Source organism: Candidatus Paceibacterota bacterium, from assembly GCA_035452965.1.
Taxonomy (GTDB): Bacteria; Verrucomicrobiota; Verrucomicrobiia; order Limisphaerales; family UBA8199; genus UBA8199.
In genome coordinates this window covers 64,195-82,680 of the sequence record DAOTCE010000023.1, presented here as the reverse complement: position 1 = coordinate 82,680, position 18,486 = coordinate 64,195, and the positions used below count along the sequence as shown (strand labels likewise).

The 18,486-nt window shown below is 62.2% G+C and carries 12 protein-coding genes; 9 read left to right on the top strand and 3 right to left on the bottom strand.

Going from position 1 to position 18,486, the window contains the following annotated elements; genetic code table 11:
• Positions 1 to 20 precede the first annotated feature (20 nt).
• Positions 21 to 1,262: a hypothetical protein gene (locus P5205_15945; protein ID HSA11853.1), complete on the bottom strand. Its 1,242-nt coding sequence runs from the start codon at positions 1,260 to 1,262 to the stop codon at positions 21 to 23.
• A gap of 933 nt (positions 1,263 to 2,195) precedes the next feature.
• On the opposite strand from P5205_15945, the gene P5205_15940 reads away from it, so the two are divergent.
• Positions 2,196 to 3,251, top strand: a complete 1,056-nt coding sequence (locus tag P5205_15940; protein ID HSA11852.1) for an NAD(P)-dependent alcohol dehydrogenase — start codon at positions 2,196 to 2,198, stop codon at positions 3,249 to 3,251.
• Between the two features lie 4 nt (positions 3,252 to 3,255).
• On the opposite strand, the gene carB is transcribed toward P5205_15940, so the two are convergent.
• Positions 3,256 to 6,459, bottom strand: a complete 3,204-nt coding sequence (gene carB / locus P5205_15935) for a carbamoyl-phosphate synthase large subunit (GenBank protein HSA11851.1) — start codon at positions 6,457 to 6,459, stop codon at positions 3,256 to 3,258.
• Positions 6,460 to 7,135: 676 nt separating this feature from the next.
• Here carB and P5205_15930 point away from each other — a divergent pair.
• The 6 genes from P5205_15930 to P5205_15905 all read left to right on the top strand — a co-directional run bounded on the left by P5205_15930 (position 7,136) and on the right by P5205_15905 (position 14,507).
• Entirely contained in the window at positions 7,136 to 8,968 is a 1,833-nt protein-coding gene (locus P5205_15930) for a DNA topoisomerase IV subunit B (GenBank protein ID HSA11850.1), read from the top strand.
• 184 nt (positions 8,969 to 9,152) lie between these two features.
• A complete protein-coding gene (locus P5205_15925) occupies positions 9,153 to 9,389 on the top strand; it encodes a hypothetical protein (GenBank protein ID HSA11849.1) in 237 nt (78 codons plus the stop codon).
• A 14-nt stretch (positions 9,390 to 9,403) separates the two neighbouring features.
• The gene (locus tag P5205_15920; GenBank protein ID HSA11848.1) at positions 9,404 to 9,775 is read left to right on the top strand and encodes a PIN domain-containing protein; all 372 of its coding nucleotides are present in this window, start codon (positions 9,404 to 9,406) and stop codon (positions 9,773 to 9,775) included.
• Between the two features lie 48 nt (positions 9,776 to 9,823).
• Positions 9,824 to 11,983: a DNA topoisomerase IV subunit A gene (locus P5205_15915; GenBank protein ID HSA11847.1), complete on the top strand. Its 2,160-nt coding sequence runs from the start codon at positions 9,824 to 9,826 to the stop codon at positions 11,981 to 11,983.
• A gap of 184 nt (positions 11,984 to 12,167) precedes the next feature.
• Positions 12,168 to 12,893 carry a discoidin domain-containing protein gene (locus tag P5205_15910; GenBank protein ID HSA11846.1) on the top strand — a complete coding sequence of 242 codons (726 nt, stop codon included), beginning with the start codon at positions 12,168 to 12,170 and terminating at the stop codon, positions 12,891 to 12,893.
• 18 nt (positions 12,894 to 12,911) lie between these two features.
• The gene (locus tag P5205_15905; protein HSA11845.1) at positions 12,912 to 14,507 is read left to right on the top strand and encodes a TIGR03663 family protein; all 1,596 of its coding nucleotides are present in this window, start codon (positions 12,912 to 12,914) and stop codon (positions 14,505 to 14,507) included.
• 420 nt (positions 14,508 to 14,927) lie between these two features.
• Here P5205_15905 and gltS read toward each other — a convergent pair whose 3' ends face one another.
• Positions 14,928 to 16,208 carry a sodium/glutamate symporter gene (gene gltS, locus P5205_15900; GenBank protein HSA11844.1) on the bottom strand — a complete coding sequence of 427 codons (1,281 nt, stop codon included), beginning with the start codon at positions 16,206 to 16,208 and terminating at the stop codon, positions 14,928 to 14,930.
• Positions 16,209 to 16,400: 192 nt separating this feature from the next.
• On the opposite strand from gltS, the gene P5205_15895 reads away from it, so the two are divergent.
• Both P5205_15895 and P5205_15890 read left to right on the top strand, forming a co-directional pair.
• Complete coding sequence (locus P5205_15895) at positions 16,401 to 18,080, top strand: amidohydrolase (GenBank protein HSA11843.1); 1,680 nt, start codon at positions 16,401 to 16,403, stop codon at positions 18,078 to 18,080.
• Positions 18,081 to 18,092: 12 nt separating this feature from the next.
• On the top strand, positions 18,093 to 18,356 hold the full coding sequence (locus P5205_15890; GenBank protein ID HSA11842.1) for a hypothetical protein: 264 nt from the start codon (positions 18,093 to 18,095) through the stop codon (positions 18,354 to 18,356).
• Positions 18,357 to 18,486: the final 130 nt, after the last annotated feature.

Genomic DNA, 18,486 nt, shown 5'->3' with positions numbered 1-18,486 from the left:
TTCAGCCCATTTTAGTCCCTTTAAGCCACCATCAGAAACCGCTTGCGCAGACTCACCGTCGCTTCCTCGCCCGAGCTGTTCGTGCTGAAGCGGGCGCAGCTCACCTCGTTGATGTTGGCCTGGCCGACCCACAGCCCGTAAGGGAACGCGGCGAGCTGATCGGTGCCGCTGTCGCAGGCGGCCGAGAGAGGGATGTGGGCATAAGCGCCGCCATCGGCGCTGAGCCGGAGCAGGCTTTGCCAGAGCGCGTTGGTTTCGGCGGGAGGCGACATCGCGGAGCGGTTAATGGCCAGGCGCAGGCTCAGAAGCTGCCCGTTGGTGAGGCTCCAGTTCTGGCTCTGGTCAATGGGCCAGGGGCGCCAAATCCAGTTGGTGGCGGTGCGGTCGGCGTACAGCAGCGGCACGGTGCCGGCCAGCGGAGGGGCGTCGGCGGGCGGCGCCTCCGAAATGACGTGGCGCAGGGTGACGACAACCGGCGCGGGGTTGCTGTCGCAGGCGTTGAGCAGCCGCAGCTCCAGCTCGTTCATCCTCGTGCCATAAGCCAGGCCCTCCGGGTCGGTGGTGGAGATGCGCACGGGGCCGATAAAATCACTCGGTGCCTGGGCCCGAATCCAATAGGCCACGTCGGGGTCTATTTTACGGAATGCGGTTTGCGGGGTCAGATTGGTGGTCTCCAGGTTCAGGCCGATCTGCACGATGTTGGTCTTGTCAAAGCTGGGCGCGCCGTCAACGGCCGGCTCGTAGCGGAAGAAGTTGGCGAAGGTCGGACGTGAATCAACTATGGGAGTGAGCTGAAAGCCGACGAGGTTGGGTTGGCCGGGGACCCAGTTGAAACGGGGAATGGCAGGCCGGCCTTTGAGCGTGAGGGTCCAGGCGTTGGTTGACTTGATCAGGTAGGCGGTGCCGCCCACCACGTTTACCAGCGTGCGCACATAGGCCAATTCGTCGCCGCTCGGCACCCAGACCAGCCACTCGTCGGGCCGCTTCCACGGCTGTGTCGGGTCGGTCCCGAATTGGGTCGCCATCATCCGCGCGTTGTAGCGGAAGACCTGCGTCACCGGCGTGTTCGAGAACAATTGGTCACACGAGGCCGGGAAAGGCTGCACGCGCAGGTGCACGGCGTTCCAGCCGTTTTGAAGCTGGAGGGTTTGTGTGACCCACTGCGCCGAGCCCACCGGCACCAAGCCCAGCAAGGCCAGGCCCAGCAGCAAGACACGGAGTGCACGGATTTGCACTAACCCGAGGCCGGGGATTCGTGGCATTCCGCGCGATTCGCGTCCCAGACCGGTTGGTAATCCGTGAAATTCGTGTCGGGTTTTCATAGAGTCAGGCTATAAATTGAGGAGCATTCGTTGAGGAGGGTGCGGGCGAAGATGGTGTGTGAGAGGGGCGAGGCCAGGGGAGCGAGGGACGAAAGGCGGCCCAACCCATGCACCTCTTGGGGTGGACTCGTTTATCTGGCGCAAACCGCCGCGCGCCTCCATCGGAGGCTGTTAAACCCATCGCATGCACAACGCGTTGTAATCAGCCGCTTGGTTTGCGGCTCGACTTCCACGCTGCAGCGTACCCGCCGGGCACAAGGATTGAACTAAACTACAAGTTGAGCGGGGGAGTAAGGCTTGATCTCCAGCACCTCATCATGTCCGACAATCGTTGCAGTCTTAACCGACTACTCTTGCCCAGGTGGCGGTCCTGCCACCCAGTTGACCTCCGAGGGCAATATTGTCCTCGGACCCTTTTGAAAGCTGCACCAACCCGTCACTACGCGAGTGATTGCACCGGAGGCCGGCAATCATGTCAATACCAATTTCGAGAAAAATAATACCCGATTGGTAAGGTTGGCACTTCTTGTGCTAAAGTCCAGAAGGGGCGGCATTCTGGATGCAAACATGTGCTGGTGCGGGAAAGCCCCAGTCAGAAGCCCAAGGTCACCAAGTGGATTACCGTGTCCCGCCATCCCGCTCCTGTCCGTAGCCTCACCTAAGCTAGAATGCTAACATACTCAACTTACGTTGCTCAGCTCACTTGTGACTCCGTCATAGGCAAGGCCTCAGTCCTGGGTGGGGCGCCTCGCCGAGGCGGCCAAACGGATGCGCTCCGTGCCCGGTTTCGCAGCGCCCGGCTTGCCTGGTAGTTGCGGCCATGCTACGATGGTGGCACATGGAAGCAACCAATCGAACAATCAGGACACATTTATGATCAAGACCCGCGGCTATGCCGCCCCCAATGCGACTTCGCCTCTGGCGCTTTTCAATTTCGAACGGCGCGAGCCCGGCCCGCACGATGTGCAAATCGAGATCCTGTATTGCGGTATCTGTCATACCGATCTCCACCAGGCCCGCAATCATTGGAGCGGCTCAATGTACCCAATGGTGCCGGGCCACGAGATCGTCGGCCGTGTCACCCAGGTGGGCCCGCAGGCGACGAAAGTCAAGGTTGACGATTACGCGGGCGTGGGCTGCATGGTGGATTCGTGCCGCCGTTGCCCGGCCTGCAACGAGGGCCTGGAGCAGTACTGCGAGGAAGGCCCCACCTGGACGTACAATTCCAAAGAACGCGGCAGCCAGCAGCTGACCTTCGGCGGCTACTCCGAGCGGATTGTGGTGGAAGAGCGGTTTGTGGTGAAGGTCCCCGGCAGCCTTGACCTGCAGGCGGTTGCCCCGTTGTTTTGTGCCGGCATTACGACCTACTCACCGCTGCGCCACTGGAAGGTCGGCAAAGGCCAGAAGGTCGGCGTGATCGGTCTCGGTGGTCTCGGCCACATGGGCGTCAAATTCGCCAAGGCTCTCGGCGCACAGGTTACAATGATCACCACCTCGCCGGCCAAAGGCAAGGATGCGGTCCGGCTCGGCGCGGATGAGGTGCTGCTGTCGAAAGACCCGGCGGCAATGGCCAGGCAGGCCGGCAGCTTCCATTTCCTGCTCAACACCATCCCCAATCCGCACGACGTCAATCCCTACCTCGCGCTGCTGAAGCGCGACGGCACGATGGTCTTGGTCGGGGCGCTGACCGCGCTCGAGCCGCCGCTGCAGGGCAACAGCCTGATCGGCGGCCGCCGCCGGCTCGCCGGGTCGGTCATCGGCGGCATCCCGGAAACACAGGAGATGATTGACTTTTGCGCCGCGCATAAGATCGTCAGCGATGTCGAGGTGGTGCCAATCCAATCCGTCAACGAGGCCTATGAGCGGCTGCTGAAGAACGACGTCCGCTACCGCTTCGTGATAGATATGGCCTCGCTCAAGCAGGCTTAGCCAATCACCGGATATCGTGGTGGTAGCTTTGCAGTGATTTCACGCCGGCTCGCCCGGCGCGGCATTCCGCGATGCCCACGGCCGAGGCGCGCGCCGCCGCAGCCGTTGTCAGGTATGGCACCTTGTATTTGACCGCCGCTTTGCGGATGTAGGCGTCGTCGAACTTGCTCGTTTTGCCGCCGGGGGTGTTGATGATCAAGTGGATTTCCTTGCTCTTGATCTCATCGCCGATGTTAGGGCGCTGGGGTTCGTGAAGCTTGTAGCTCAGCTCCGATTTCACCCCGTGCGCCTCGAGGAACTGATGGGTGCCGCTGGTGGCTTTGATGCGGAACCCCAGCTCCTGGAACTTGCGCGCGGCCTCCAGGATCGCCGCTTTCTCGCGGTCGGCGACGGAAATAAACACCGTGCCGTTCAGGGGGAGGGGGCTCAGCGCAGCTTCCTGGGACTTAAAGTAGGCCAGGCCGAAGGACGGGCCCATGCCCAATACTTCGCCAGTCGAGCGCATCTCGGGCCCGAGCACCGGGTCAACTTCCGGGAACATGGAGAAGGGCAGCACGACTTCCTTCACCCCCACATGCGGAATGGTGCGGCGCTTGAGCTTCAAATCGCGCAGCTTCGTGCCCAACATGAGCTGGGTGGCGATGCGCGCCATCGGCACATCGCACACCTTGGACACCAACGGCACGGTGCGCGAGGCGCGGGGGTTGGCTTCGAGCACATAGACTTTGTCCTGGCAGATGGCGTACTGGATGTTCATCACGCCGCAGACATTCAGCTCGCGGCCAATCCGCAAGGTGTATTCCTCGATGGTCTTGAGGTGCTTTGCCGGCAGCGTCACCGGCGGAATGGCGCAGGCGGAATCGCCGGAGTGGATGCCCGCCAGCTCGATGTGCTCCATCACGGCCGGCACAAATGCGTCTGTGCCGTCGGCCAGCGCGTCGGCTTCGGCCTCGGTAGCGTTGTCGAGGAAGCGGTCAATGAGAATGGGCCGCTCCGGCGCCAGGTCCACCGCCTTGTTGACGTATTCCCGGAGCATCTCCTCGTCGAGGACGACTTCCATGCCGCGCCCGCCAAGCACGAAGGATGGCCGCACCATTACCGGGTAGCCGATGCGCGCGGCGATTTCCTGCGCCTCCTCGAAGCTGCTGGCCATGCCAGACTCGGGCATGGGAATGTCCATCTTCTCCATCATCTGGCGGAAGCGATCCCGGTCTTCGGCCAGGTCAATTGTATCCGGTGAAGTGCCGAGTATCTTCACCCCGGCGGCGGCAAGCTCGGTGGCGATGTTGAGCGGGGTCTGGCCGCCGAACTGGACGACGACGCCTTCGGGCTTCTCCTTTTCGTAGATCGCCAGCACGTCTTCGACCGTGAGCGGTTCGAAGTAGAGTTTGTCGGAAGTATCGTAATCGGTGGAAACCGTCTCCGGATTGCAGTTGACCATGATGGTCTCGAAGCCGGCGGCGCGCAGGGCGAAAGCGGCGTGGACGCAGCAATAGTCAAATTCGATGCCCTGGCCGATGCGGTTGGGCCCGCCGCCGAGCACCATGACCTTCTTGCGGGTGCTGGAAGCTACCCGGTCCGGGCCGTTGTACGTGGAGTAGTAATAAGCCGCGTTCTCCGCGCCGCTGACCGGCAGCGCGTCCCACGCCTCGACGACGCCCAGGCGCTTGCGCTGATCGCGGATATGCACTTCGGCGATGCCGAGGAGCTTGCTGAGATACTTGTCGGCGAAACCGTCCTTCTTGGCCTGGGTGAGCAGCGCGTCGGGCAGCGCGTGGCCTTTGAACTTTAGGATTTGTTCCTCCAGCTCGACCAGCTCCTTCATCTGCTGGATGAACCATGGCTTGATGTGGGTCTTGGCGTAGAGCTCCTCGACCGTGGCGCCCTTGCGCAATGCCTCGTACATGATCCACTGGCGTTCGCTGCTCGGCTCGTTGAGCATCCGCATCAACTCGGCCAGCGGCCGCTCGTTGAAATCCTTCGCAAACCCCAGGCCGTGCCGCCCGTTCTCCAGCGAGCGAATGGCTTTCTGGAACGCCTCCTTGTAGGTCTTGCCGATGCTCATCACTTCGCCCACGGCGCGCATCTGCGTGCCCAGCCGGTCAATCGAGCCTTTGAACTTCTCGAAGGTCCACCGGGGGAACTTCACCACCACGTAGTCGCCCGAGGGTGTGTATTTCTCCAGCGTCCCATCGCGCCAGTAGGGGATCTCATCCATCGTGAGGCCGCTGGCGAGCTTGGCGGAGACCAGCGCGATGGGGAACCCGGTGGCCTTGGAGGCCAGGGCCGACGAACGCGAGGTGCGCGGGTTGATCTCGATGATGACGACGCGGTCCGTCTTCGGGCAGTGCGCAAACTGGATATTCGTGCCGCCAATCACCCCGATGGCCTCGACGATGCGATACGAGTATTCCTGCAGCTTCGCCTGGAGCTTGGGATCAACGGTCAGCATCGGCGCCACGCAAAAGGAGTCGCCGGTATGCACGCCCATCGCGTCCACGTTCTCGATGAAGCAGACGGTAATCATCTGGTTCTTGGCGTCGCGGACAACCTCAAGCTCCAACTCCTCCCAACCGAGCACGGATTCCTCGATAAGGATCTGGCCCACCATGCTGACGGAGAGGCCGCGGCTGGCGACGATCCGGAGTTCCTCGACATTGTAGACGAGGCCACCTCCCGTGCCGCCCATTGTGTAGGCCGGGCGGATGACCACCGGGTAACCGAGCCCAGAGGCGACTTTCTCCGCTTCCTCGACACTGAACGCCGGGGCGCTCTTCGGCATGTCAATGCCCAGGCGCCGCATCGTTTCCTTGAACACAATGCGATCCTCGCCCTTCTCAATGGCGTCGGCCTCGACCCCGATGATGCGGACGCCGTATTTGGCGAGCACGCCGGACTTGGCGAGCTGCGACGAGAGATTCAGCCCTGTCTGCCCGCCCAGGTTGGGCAGGAGCGCGTCGGGCCGTTCCTTTTCGATGATGTCCGTGAGCGCCGTCACCGTGAGCGGTTCGACGTAGGTGACATCCGCCATGCCGGGATCGGTCATGATCGTGGCCGGGTTGGAGTTCACCAGAACGATCTGGTAACCCAGCGCGCGCAAGGCTTTGCACGCCTGGGTGCCGGAGTAGTCGAACTCACAGGCCTGCCCGATCACGATCGGGCCGGAGCCGATGATCAGGACTTTCTTGATGTTGTTGCTGCTGGGCATGGCTTTCTTACATTGGGACTTCTGATGTGTCTGTTCGCTGGTTCGCTTTCTCGGGTGCGCGCCGATGCTTCTAGCGAGGGAAAGCAAAGAGATCAATCTAAATCCGCCAAAAGCAGGCGGCCTCCGCCAGTCCGGGACGGCGTTTCGCAAGCCAAGCCGCGCAGCTCGGCTGCGGGATAGAGTATTTCCCGACCTACTCGCGCGGGGCGGATTTGCTGGGTTCTTCGAGGATTCCCGGAAAGTGCCATCGGTGGTGGTGATCGGCGCAGCCGGGATAGCTCAGCCAAAACCGGAAGGACCCCGAATCTCTAACCCGAGGACTGTCCATATTTTGGACAGTAATGCTGCCTGCCTGCCTTTTCCAGCCCCCTCTGACCATGGCACTTCTGGCTTGAGTTTACGGTGTCGGCACGGTGGTGCCCCGGTGTGTATCCCATGGGGAGCGCTCCCCATGGGATACACACCGGGGCATCGCCGCACTGTCAAGCCATCCGCAAGCCAACGCCGGCGTGTGCGACCAATGGAACGGCGCCGTCACCCATTTGGCGGAGGTGCTGGAGGTAAGCAGGGGAATGTCAGAGGACGAATCGCCAGCGAGGTATTCCGGAAATCCGCGAAGAACCATTTGTTATTGGCAAGGAGGCGGGCAGGTTTGATATTCAGCAGGTTGAAAGCTATGGCAGACGACAAGAAACACGTCTATGACGAGAGCAAGATCAAGACGCTCTCCTCGCTGGAGCACATCCGGCTGCGGACCGGCATGTACATCGGCCGGATCGGCGACGGGTCCCATTACGATGACGGGTGCTACATACTTCTCAAAGAGGTGGTGGACAACGCCATTGACGAGTACATCATGGGCTACGGCAAGGAGGTGCAGGTCAACATCCAGGATCGGGCGGTGTCGGTGCGTGATTTTGGGCGTGGCATCCCGCTGGGGAAAGTCGTGGACTGCGTGTCCAAAATCAACACGGGGGCGAAGTACAACGACGACGTGTTCCAGTTCAGCGTCGGGCTGAACGGCGTCGGGACCAAGGCGGTCAATGCGCTCTCGAAAGTGTTTCGCGTGTGCAGCTTCCGCGAGGGGCAGTACGTCGAGGCGTCCTTCAAGCAGGGCAAGCTCAAGAATGAGAAGAGCGGCAAGGCGCCCAGGGAAGCGGACGGGACGCTTATCGAGTTCCAGCCCGACCCGGAGGTGTTCAAGGAAGTCCAGTACCGGCCCGAGCATGTGGAGCGGCGGCTGCGGCATTACAGCTACTTGAACGCCGGGTTGAAGCTGCAATATAACGGCAAGACGTTCCAGTCCCGCAACGGATTGTTCGACCTGGTGATGGAGGACCTGCAGGCCGACGGCAGCGAGCCCATCTACCCGCCCCTGCATTACGCGGAGAAAACGCTGGAGTTCTGCTTCACCCACAGCAACAGCCGGTATGGCGAGACCTTCTACTCCTTCGTCAACGGCCAATACACAACTGACGGCGGCACGCACCTGAGCGCCTTCCGCGAGGGCCTCCTCAAAGCGGTCAACGAATACGCGCAGGAGAAGTTTGACGGCGACGATGTGCGCGAGAGCATGGTGGGAGCGGTGTCCATCCGGCTCAAGGACCCGGTCTTCGAGTCGCAGACCAAGAACAAGCTCGGCAATACGGAAATTCGCACCGACCTGGTGACCCGCGTGCGAGAGGAGCTGCTGCAGTTCTTCCACCGCAACAAGGACATCGCCCAGCAGATCGTCGCCAAAGTCCAGGACACGCGCCAGCTCCGCAAGGAGCTGCAGGAAGTCAAGAAGCTGGCCCGGGAACGCGCCAAGGCCATCACGATCCGCATTCCGCAGCTCAAGGACTGCAAGGAGCATTACAACAAGACCAAAGGCAAGGGGAAGGGGACGATGGTGTTCCTCACCGAGGGCCAGTCCGCGGCTGGCTCGATCGTTAGCTGCCGCGACGTCGAGACGCAGGCGATATTCGTGCTGCGGGGCAAACCGCTCAACGTCTGGGACCTCAAGCGGGACGCTGTGTATAAAAACGACGAGCTTTACAATCTCATGCGCAGCCTCGACATCGAGGACAACCTCGAAGGCCTGCGCTACGAGAAGGTCATTCTGGCCACCGACGCCGACGTGGACGGCCTGCATATCCGCAACCTGCTGATCACGTACTTCTTCCGCTTCTTCGACCAGCTTGTGCGCGACGGCCATCTGTTCGTGCTGGAAACCCCGCTATTCCGCACGCGCAACAGGGAGCAGACGATCTACTGTTACTCCGAGGCCGAGCGCGACGCGGCAGCGGAAAAGCTGGGCAAGAGCTGCGAAATCACGCGGTTCAAGGGCCTGGGCGAAATCAACCCGGCGGAGTTCAAGCAGTTCATCGGCAAGGGCATGCGCCTGAGCCAGGTCGAGTATGCACCGAAACACGACGCCGCCGGCATCCTCGGCTTCTACATGGGCAAGAACACGCCGGAGCGCAAAGATTACATCATGGAGAACCTGGTGGTGCCAGTGGAGGAGTAGGTCTGGCGGAGTTAAAGGGGCTGAAGAGATTAAGTGAGTTACATGGGTTGCATGGAGGGGGGCTGCGCTAGCCAGCCGACTGGCGCAGTGGGGAGAACTTCCGGTGCCTCCGAAGCAGTGAGGCGTATCGCCTTGAGGTGAGATTTTCATCGCGCAGATGCGGCAGGGACTGTATTGGTTAGTCATGAGCTATCTAACGGTGGAAGTTGAAATAGACCACGGTCATATCGTCGCGCGGGAACCGTCGAAACTGCCAGAGAGAGGAAAGGGGCTACTGACGGTTCTGGAAGCGTCGGAGGCGGAGGGGCGCGTTGAGAAGATGACTCCGCTGGAAGCGTTTCACGCGCTGCAGCGCAGCCTGGATCTTGACGAGGCCAAGGCCAAGGCCTGGATGGACACGATTCGAGACGCCCGGCGGTAAAGGGCCTGGAGGCAATGATCCATCTGGACACCAACTTCCTGGTGAGTGCGCTGCGAGCCGGTTCGCCGGAGGAATCCCAACTCAACTTGTGGCTGAGTGGAAACGAGATTCTCGGTACGTCAGCAGTCGCGTGGGCAGAGCTGTTTTGCGGCCCGCTTTCGGCGCGTGATGAGCTGTTTGCACGGCAGATCTTCTCACAGGTTGAAGTCCTTTCCGTTATTGATGCCGAAGCGGCTACCCAACTCTTCAACAAGACGGGCCGCCGGCCCCGTTCGCTGGCGGACTGCGTGATTGCGGCTGTGGCAATCCGCTGTGGCGCGAAGCTAGCCACCGTCAACACTTCTGACTTTCGGCCGTTCGTTCAGCACGGATTGGCTTTGGCCTGAGTCATTACCTCGCCGGACGAAGCGACTTTCCAAAGAGCGCATTCCACCATGTCAGCCAAACGCAAGAGCAATCCGAACCAGCCCGAGCTCCCGATCCAGGAACTTCCGGACAACACCCCGGGCGTGGTCAACGCCGCGCCCGCTCCGCAAGGCGGCAATGGCAAGCCTTCGAAGCGCAAACCCGCCCAAGGCGGCAATGGCGCCACGCACGTCCTTGCCGAGGGGGTCGCTCTGCCGGCGCCCACGCGGCCGTTTGTGCCAAGCAAGATTGACCTGCCGCTCCATCGCCGCGTCAACCGCAGCTTTCTCGACTACGCCTCCTACGTCATCCGCGACCGCGCCATTCCCAATCTCGCGGATGGCCTCAAGCCCGTCCAGCGCCGCATCCTCTGGGCCCTGCACGACAAGGACGATGGCCGCTTCATCAAAGTCGCCAACGTCGTGGGGCACGCGATGCAGTATCACCCGCACGGGGACGCCTCCATCGGCGACGCGCTGGTGGTGCTGACCAACAAGCGCTACCTGATCGAGGGCCAGGGAAACTTTGGCAATATCTACACGGGCGACGTGGCGGCGGCGCCGCGCTACATCGAGTGCCGGCTGACCGAGTTGGCCCGCACCGAGGTGTTCAATGACGAGATCACCGAGCTGGTGCCGAGCTATGACGGCCGCAACCGAGAGCCCGTAGCTCTGCCCAGCAAGCTGCCGCTTCTCCTGATGCTCGGCACCGAGGGCATCGCGGTCGGCATGTCCTCGCGCATTCTGCCGCACAACTTCCCCGAGCTGCTCGAAGCGCAGATTGCCATCCTCAAGAAGCAGCCCTTCAAGTGCCTGCCCGACTTCCAGACGGGCGGCCTCATGGATGCCCGCGGTTACAAGGACGGTGCCGGCGAAATCAAGGTCCGCGCCAAGATGAAGGTCAAGGACGAGTCCACCGTCATCATCAAGGAAATCCCGCCCACGACCACCACCGATTCACTTATTGACTCCATCGAGGACGCCTCCCGCAAGGGCAAGATCAAGGTCAAGAGCATCAACGACTTCACGTCTGAGGAGGTGGAGATCGAGGTCAAGGCGCCGGGCGGTGTCAGCGCGGAGCAGTTGGCGGATGCGCTCTATGCCTTCACCGATTGCGAGGTTACCATCGCCAGCCGCATCGTGGTCATCAGGAACAACCGGCCTGTCGAGCTGACGGTGTCAGAAGTCCTGCGCCAGAACACCACCCAACTGGTGGAGACCCTGAAGCGCGAACTGGAGCTCAAAGAGTCCAAGCTGCAGGATGAGCTGCACTTCCGCACCCTGGAACGCATTTTCATCGAGGAGCGCATCTACAAGAAGATTGAGCAGTGCAAGACCAATGAGGCGGTCCTGGCCGCCGTGCGCGAGGGCTTCAAGCCGTTCCGCCGGCAGATGATTCGCGAACTCGCCGAACCGGATATCGAACGCCTCCTGGCCGTGCGCATTCGGCGCATCTCTCTGTTCGATATCAACAGGCACCGCGAGGAAATGGAGCGGGTCAAAGCCGACCTGGCCGAGACGCGCAAAAGCCTGAAAAACCTCACCAAGTACGTCATCGGCCACCTCGAAGCGTTGCTCGCCAAATACGGCCCGCTTTACCCGCGCCTCACCCGTTCGAGCCGCTACGACGAAGTGGACGCGAAGGAAGTCGCCTTCAAGGCGTTCAAGGTCGCCTACGACCGCGAGTCCGGCTACGTCGGCTACAAAGTCTCCGGCGAGGAATTCCACGTCGAATGCACCAAGTTCGACAAGATCATTCTGGTCTTCAAGGACGGCCATTACCGGGTGACGGAGCTGCCGGAGAAGGTGTTTGTGGGGCCGGACCTGTTTTACTGCGGCCTGCCGGAGCGCGATCGGGTGTTCACCTGCGCCTACACCAACCGCGAGGCTACTTATCTCAAGCGCTTCACCTTCGGTGGCACGATACTCAACAAGGTCTATCACTGCATCCCGCCCAAGTCGCGCGTGCTGTTCTTCGAGCCGGACACTCCGGCGGAGCTTTTCATCCGCTACAAACCGGCGCCCTACCAGAAAATCAACCAGCAGACCTGCAAGCCGGCCGAGGTGGACGTGAAGGGGCCGAAGACGCGCGGCCGTCAAATCTCCATCAAGGACGTATCGTCCATCACAAGCCAGCCCACCCGCGGCTGGGATCCCGAGGCGGCGACGACCAAGTTGCAGTTCGTGTAGGCTGACGCGGCAGACGTCTCGCCGAAGTGCCCGCGTCCGCTGCCGGCCAAACGATTCGGCAGACCGTCCCCGCCGCCGGGGCTATCGAATATCTCCGTGCCGGCGTTCGTCATGTCCTCCATAAGCCGGCAGCCTGGCAAACAGGCTTGTCGGGTGCCGCTCGTTTAGTTTAAATATTAGAAGCATGACGAATAAAATGAATACCACTCGCAAGCCGCTATGGCGGCGCATGATGTTGCCGTTGCTCTCAGGCCTTACACTGGCTGTCCTGAATCTGTTCCTGGCGCAATCCCTGCCGGCTGCCGACGGCGATCAGGTGCCCCTGGCGATCAAACTGCCTCCGCCCGCTTTCAAGGGCACCCCCAAGGACCTCCAGCTCGGCCCCAACGTCGAGCCGCTTTCCGACAAACCCCGTCCGCCGATGATGGTGCCACCCGGACTGAAGAACGTGGCGACCGGCAGCAAGATCACCTCCAGCGACAAGAACGCCACCAGCGACATCCTTGCCAAAGTGACTGACGGCGACAAAGACGCGTCCGACCAGAGCATTATCTTCCTGCGCAAGAGCACGCAATGGGTGCAGCTGGACTTGGGCAGCCCGCAAGAACTGTTCGCCATCGTGATCTGGCACGCGCACAACATGGCCAAGGTCTATCACGACATCATCGTGCAGGTGGCCGATGACCCGGACTTCATCGAGAATGTGCGCACTATCTTCAACAACGATGTGGATAACACCTCCGGCCTGGGCGTCGGCACCCATCGCGAGTACTTCGAGACGTATGAGGGCAAGCTGATTGACGCCAAGGGTGCTAAAGCCCGCTACATTCGTTTCTACTCCAAGGGCAGCACCGAAAGCGCTCTGAACGAATACACTGAAGTGGAAGTTTACGGCCGGCCGGCCAAGTAACCCGCCCCGGGGGCCGGCATGGACAACAGCGGGTGGAACCGTCCGGCTTTTGGCGTCTTCCATCCGCTGACGGCCATCCTTGTTGTGATGGCCGGCCTTACGCTGGCGCTATGGCGGCTTGGGCTGGATGAGCGGCCGATGCACAACGATGAGGCGGTCAACGCCGTCAAGTTCGGCCAGCTCTGGAAAGGGGGCGGCTACAAGTACGACCACAACGAACACCACGGTCCCTCCCTCTATTACGCCACCTTTGCCCTGAGCCGCTTGACAGGGGCGCCGGAGGACTTCGACCGATTCACCGAGACGCGGCTCCGGCTCACCACCGTGCTGGTCGGCGTCGGCCTCATCTTGCTGCTGCTACTCGTCGCCGATGGCTTGGGCAAAAACGCCACCGTCTGGGCCGGGCTGTTTACCGCCATCTCTCCGGCGATGGTCTTCTACAGCCGGTATTACATCCATGAAGTCCTGCTGGTCTGCTTCACCTTTCTGGCGATCGCTGCCGGGTGGCGTTACTGGCGCAGTCGCAAGGTCGGCTGGGCTTTGCTCGCCGGTGCCGGCGTGGGGGGCATGCACGCGACCAAGGAGACCTTTGTTATCACGCTGGCCGCCGGGGGGGTCGCTCTGGGCCTGAACGAGCTTTGGAACCGCTGGCTGGACGCCAGCGCAGCCCCGGCCACTCGCCCCCGTGTCAAGTTCAGTCACTTGGCCGCCGCCTTGGGTGCCTGGCTGGCGGTGGCGCTGCTGCTGTTCTCCTCCTTGTTCACCAATGCCGCTGGTCCGCTGGACTCGGTGCGGACCTACCTCCCGTGGCTGCAGCGTGCCGCGGGCGCTTCGCCGCATATCCATCCCTGGCACTTCTACCTGCACCGGCTGTTCTGCTTCCACGTCGCCAAGGGCCCTGTGTGGAGCGAGGCGATCATTCTGGCGCTGGCGTTCGTCGGCGCCTGGGCGGCCTTTGTGCGCCGGGGACTGGCTGATGGCAGCGCGAACTTCGTACGGTTCCTCGCGCTCTACACCTTTGCCCTCACGACGGCTTATAGCCTGATCTCCTACAAGACGCCCTGGTGCCTGCTGAACTTCTGGCACGGCATGATTTTGCTGGCGGGGATTGGCGCGGCCTGGCTGGTTGGCAAGGCGAGGCGGAGGATCTTGCGCATCCTCCTGACCTTGCTCCTGCTGGCCGGGTCGGGTCATCTTGCCTGGCAGGCAGTCCTGGCCAATGGCGCTTACGCCGCCGACCGGCGCAATCCCCATGTTTATTCGCATACTTCGCCCGACCTGTTGAAGCTTGTCCGCCAGGTCGAAGCCCTCGCCCAGGTGCATCCGCAGGGCCGGCAGATGCTGGTCAAAGTAATGGCCTCCGACGGCGATTACTGGCCGTTACCCTGGTACCTGCGCAACCTCAAGCAGGTCGGCTGGTGGGACCACTTGGAATTAGAGCAGTACGCACCGGTGATGATCGTCTCGGCGCAACTCCACGCGGGACTGGATGAGAAGCAAACCCATGTCATGGTCCGCTACTTCGAGTTGCGCCCCCAGGTCTTCCTCGAACTGTATGTGGATCTCAAACTCTGGCGGGACTACCTGGCGAGTAACCCGCCCAAGCCGGATTGACTGCCGCGTCGGCGGCGGAGGGACGAAGTTCCCTGCACGAACCAAGCTCTCGCCCGCCACCGGTTAATCACCCCAGCAGAACTACATCAAGCTCATTCCGTTGGCAGGGACGCCACGCCGAGGCGCCCGTTTCCGCGCCGACCAAGACATTTCAGCGCAGAATCCCATATTCCTGAACCGAACAGCCGTCTCGGTGGATAGGCGCCGTCCCATCGCCGGGGCTGGCTTGGGCGTTGAGTAAGTTAGGTTTGGGGGACAGGCAAAGCCAGTCGTTGGGGCGGCGGTTGGCAGGCGTGGCCGAAGGAACCCGGCTTGCGGTGCAGGTCTTGAGCCCAACTGCCGTGTGAGATCATTCTAACCGATACCGGCCAGGTTGGATTCTGCGCTGTGGGCAGGCAATGCAGTAGTGGCCTTGCGAAATCACCTACCTAGCACATTCAGGAAAAAGGTGATATTCGCGGCGTTCACGAAATCAATGAGGAACGCCCCCACTACGGGCACCACCAGAAACGCTCGCGGCGCCGGGCCGAATGACTCGACCAGCGCCTTCATATTGGCCACGGCGTTGGGGGTGGCTCCAAGCCCAAACCCGCAATGCCCGCCGGCCATCACAGCGGCATCATAATCACGGCCCATCACTCGAAATGTCACCAGCCAGGCGTAGAGCGCCATCACGACCACTTGCACCGAAAGGATGATGAGCATCGGCAGGGCCGCGTTGGCCAACTCAATCAGATTCAGGCTCATCATGGCGATCGCGAGGAACAGGCCGAGCGATACCGACGCCAGCGTGTCAATAATGTCGCTGTCCACCCATTCGCCGCCGCGCCAGTCCAGCAAGTTGCGCGCGGCAACGCCGAGCATCATCGCGCCCATGTAAACCGGGAAGGTAATCCCCGTTTGTTGAATGAAATGACTCACCCACGCCCCGGCTTTGAGACAGCCCAGCAACAGCAGCAGGTGCGTCAGAAACGGCCGGCCAAATCCCGCCAGCAGGTGAAGGTCGTTCAGAATCCCCGAATCGCCCACGCGGCCGGCCTCCAGATGCGTGCTCGCGTTCGCCGCTGGGGTGAGGTTGCGCCGTCGAATCAGCACGCCCCCCACTGGTCCGCCGATCAAGCCGCCGCACACCAATCCAAACGTCGCCGCCGCCATTCCGAGGACCGCCGCCCCCGGCAACCCCGCTTTCTCCAGATCCGCGGCGAAACCCAGCGCCGTGCCATGGCCGCCGGTCATGGTCACGCTGCCACAGACCAACCCGAGCAATGGAGACACGCCAAGCAGCTTCGCCAGCCCCACGCCGATGCCATTTTGCATCATGGCCAGGACAGCTGCCAACCCCCAGAAAAGCAGCACCTGCGCTCCTCCACGCCGCGCCAGGTCCCACCTGGCATTCAACCCGATACAGGTGAAGAACGCCACGAGGAACGGCGTGTTCACATTCCTGGCCGGGGCCTTGACCCAATCCATTTCAACCGTCACCAGCCACGTCCACCAACGCGCCGTTACGTTGTTCTGAAACTGCACCGCTCCCGCCCCCGACAGGTTCCAAAGCAGAACCAGCCCCGACACCAGCAGCCCGCCAACGACCGGCGCGGGGATATTGAAGCGCCCGAGCAGCCGGATGCGCCGGACCAGGAGTTCGCCCAACAGCAACACCGGGATAGCCAGCAGCACGACAAACAGGGCGGGAATGGTCATGGTAGTTTCATGGCTTCACATCAATTGAGGAACCAGCCGGAACCGTAGCAATCACCCCGCAGCCTCACAATCAAATCCCGTTGCGGCAAACAGCCTTCGTCACCGCGCACGGTTTGCCCCCGACTTATGACGCGTGACAAATCGCAAAGCCCCTCTAAACTGTGCCTGTCGGATGAACGATATCAGCTTTGCATGAAAGCGTTACTAACCGTTGTCGCCATTACCACCATCATGTTGATTACGCCTGCTCCCGCCAAACAGCCCGTCCTTGTGCCCGACCTCATTATCCTCAACGCCTCGATCCACACGATGGACGACGCCCAGCCGACCGCCGAGGCGGTCGCGGTCCTGGGCAACCGCATTGTGGCGCTCGGGGCCACACCCGACATTCGCCTCCTGGCCGGCCCCAGCACACGCGTCATTGATGCCGCCGGCAAGCTGGTGCTCCCCGGCTTTAACGACTCCCACACTCATTTCCTCATGGGCGGATTCGCCCTGGCCAGCGTTGACTTGCGCGACGCCCGCTCCCCCGAGGAGATGGTCCGCCGTCTCAAGGATTACGCCACCAAGCTCCCCAAGGGCCGCTGGATCCTGGGCGGCGACTGGGACCACGAGAAATGGCCGGGGGCACCCCTGCCGACCAGGCAGATGATTGACGCGGCCACCCCCGATCATCCCGTGCTGGTGCGCCGGCTCGACGGTCACATGGCCGTGGCCAACAGCCTCGCCCTGAAGCTGGCCGGTGTCACCCGGGAAACCAAAGACCCGCCCGGCGGCCTCATCGTCCGCGACCCCGGGACCGGCGAACTCACCGGCGTCCTCAAGGATAGCGCCATGGACCTCATGGACCGCGCGGTGCCCGACAAGACCCGGGACGAAAAGCACGTCGCGGCCAAGGCCGCCTCGGAACACGCCGCGCAGGTGGGGGTGACCAGCGTGACCGACATGTCCGCCGACGGGGATGTCGGCCTGTACCAGCACCTGCTGGAACGCGGCGAGCTCAAGACGCGCATCTACGCCATTCGTTCCATCGTGGCCTGGGAGGCGCTGGGCAAGACCGGCGTGCGCGCCGCGTTCGGCGGCGACACGCTGCGCATCGGCGGGCTCAAGGGGTTTTCCGACGGCAGCCTCGGCTCCACCACGGCGCTGTTCTTCGAGCCTTACAACGACGCCCCGGACACGCGCGGCCTGCTCTTCGACCAGATGCTGCCGGAGGGGACCATGCTCAAGCGGGTCGAGGCGGCGGACAAGACCGGCCTGCAAGTGATGATCCACGCCATCGGCGACGAGGCGATCTGGCGCATCCTGGAGATCTACCGCCAGACCGCCGAGCAGAACGGAGCGCGCGACCGGCGTTTCCGCATCGAACACGCCCAGCATATCCGGCTCGGGGACATCCCCAGGTTCGGCCAGCAGAAGGTGATTGCCTCCATGCAGCCCTACCACGCCGCCGACGACGGGCGCTGGTGCAACAAGCGCATCGGGCCGGAGCGCTCGAAGGGCACCTACGCCTTCCGCTCACTGCTCGACTCCGGCGCGGTGCTCGCGTTCGGGTCGGATTGGACGGTGGCGCCGCTCAACCCGATGGAGGGGCTCAAGGCGGCGGTGACGCGCCAGACGCTGGACGGCAAGAACCCCAATGGCTGGGTGCCGGAACAGAAGATCACGCTGGACGAGGCCATCCGCGCCTACACGGTCGGCTCCGCCTATGCCGAGTTTGCCGAGAACGTCAAAGGCACTCTCACTCCGGGCAAGCTGGCCGACCTGGTGATGCTTGACCGAGACCTCTACAAGATCAACCCGGCGGAGATTGACAAGGCCCGCGTGCTGTTGACGGTCATGGACGGCAAGGTGGTGTGGGAAACAAAGTGAGCGGGGGGCGGGATGAAAGACCTGACTGATCCGCGGTGGATCAAGTGCAAGGGCCTGCTGTTCCTGGTGCTGGGGGTCGTGTCGCTGGCGCTGCTCGTGCTGGAGCACCCGAGCCCGAAGGTGGGCCTGCTGCTGGCGCTGACGGTGTGGTGCTTTTGCCGGGCGTACTATTTCGCCTTCTACGTGATCGAGCACTACGTGGACCCGGCGTATCGGTTCTCGGGGTTGTGGTCCTTCTGCGGTTATTTGTGGTCGCAGCGGAACCAACCCAAGTAGCCGCGGACGTCGGTCCACGCAGTTCTTCCTGGACGAATCCTGTGCTCCGTCCCTCTTGATCGCCCCCGGACAGACCGGTAGGGGGTCCTTTTTCCGCTTCCAACCCCCGGGCGGCAGCTTAGAATCCACC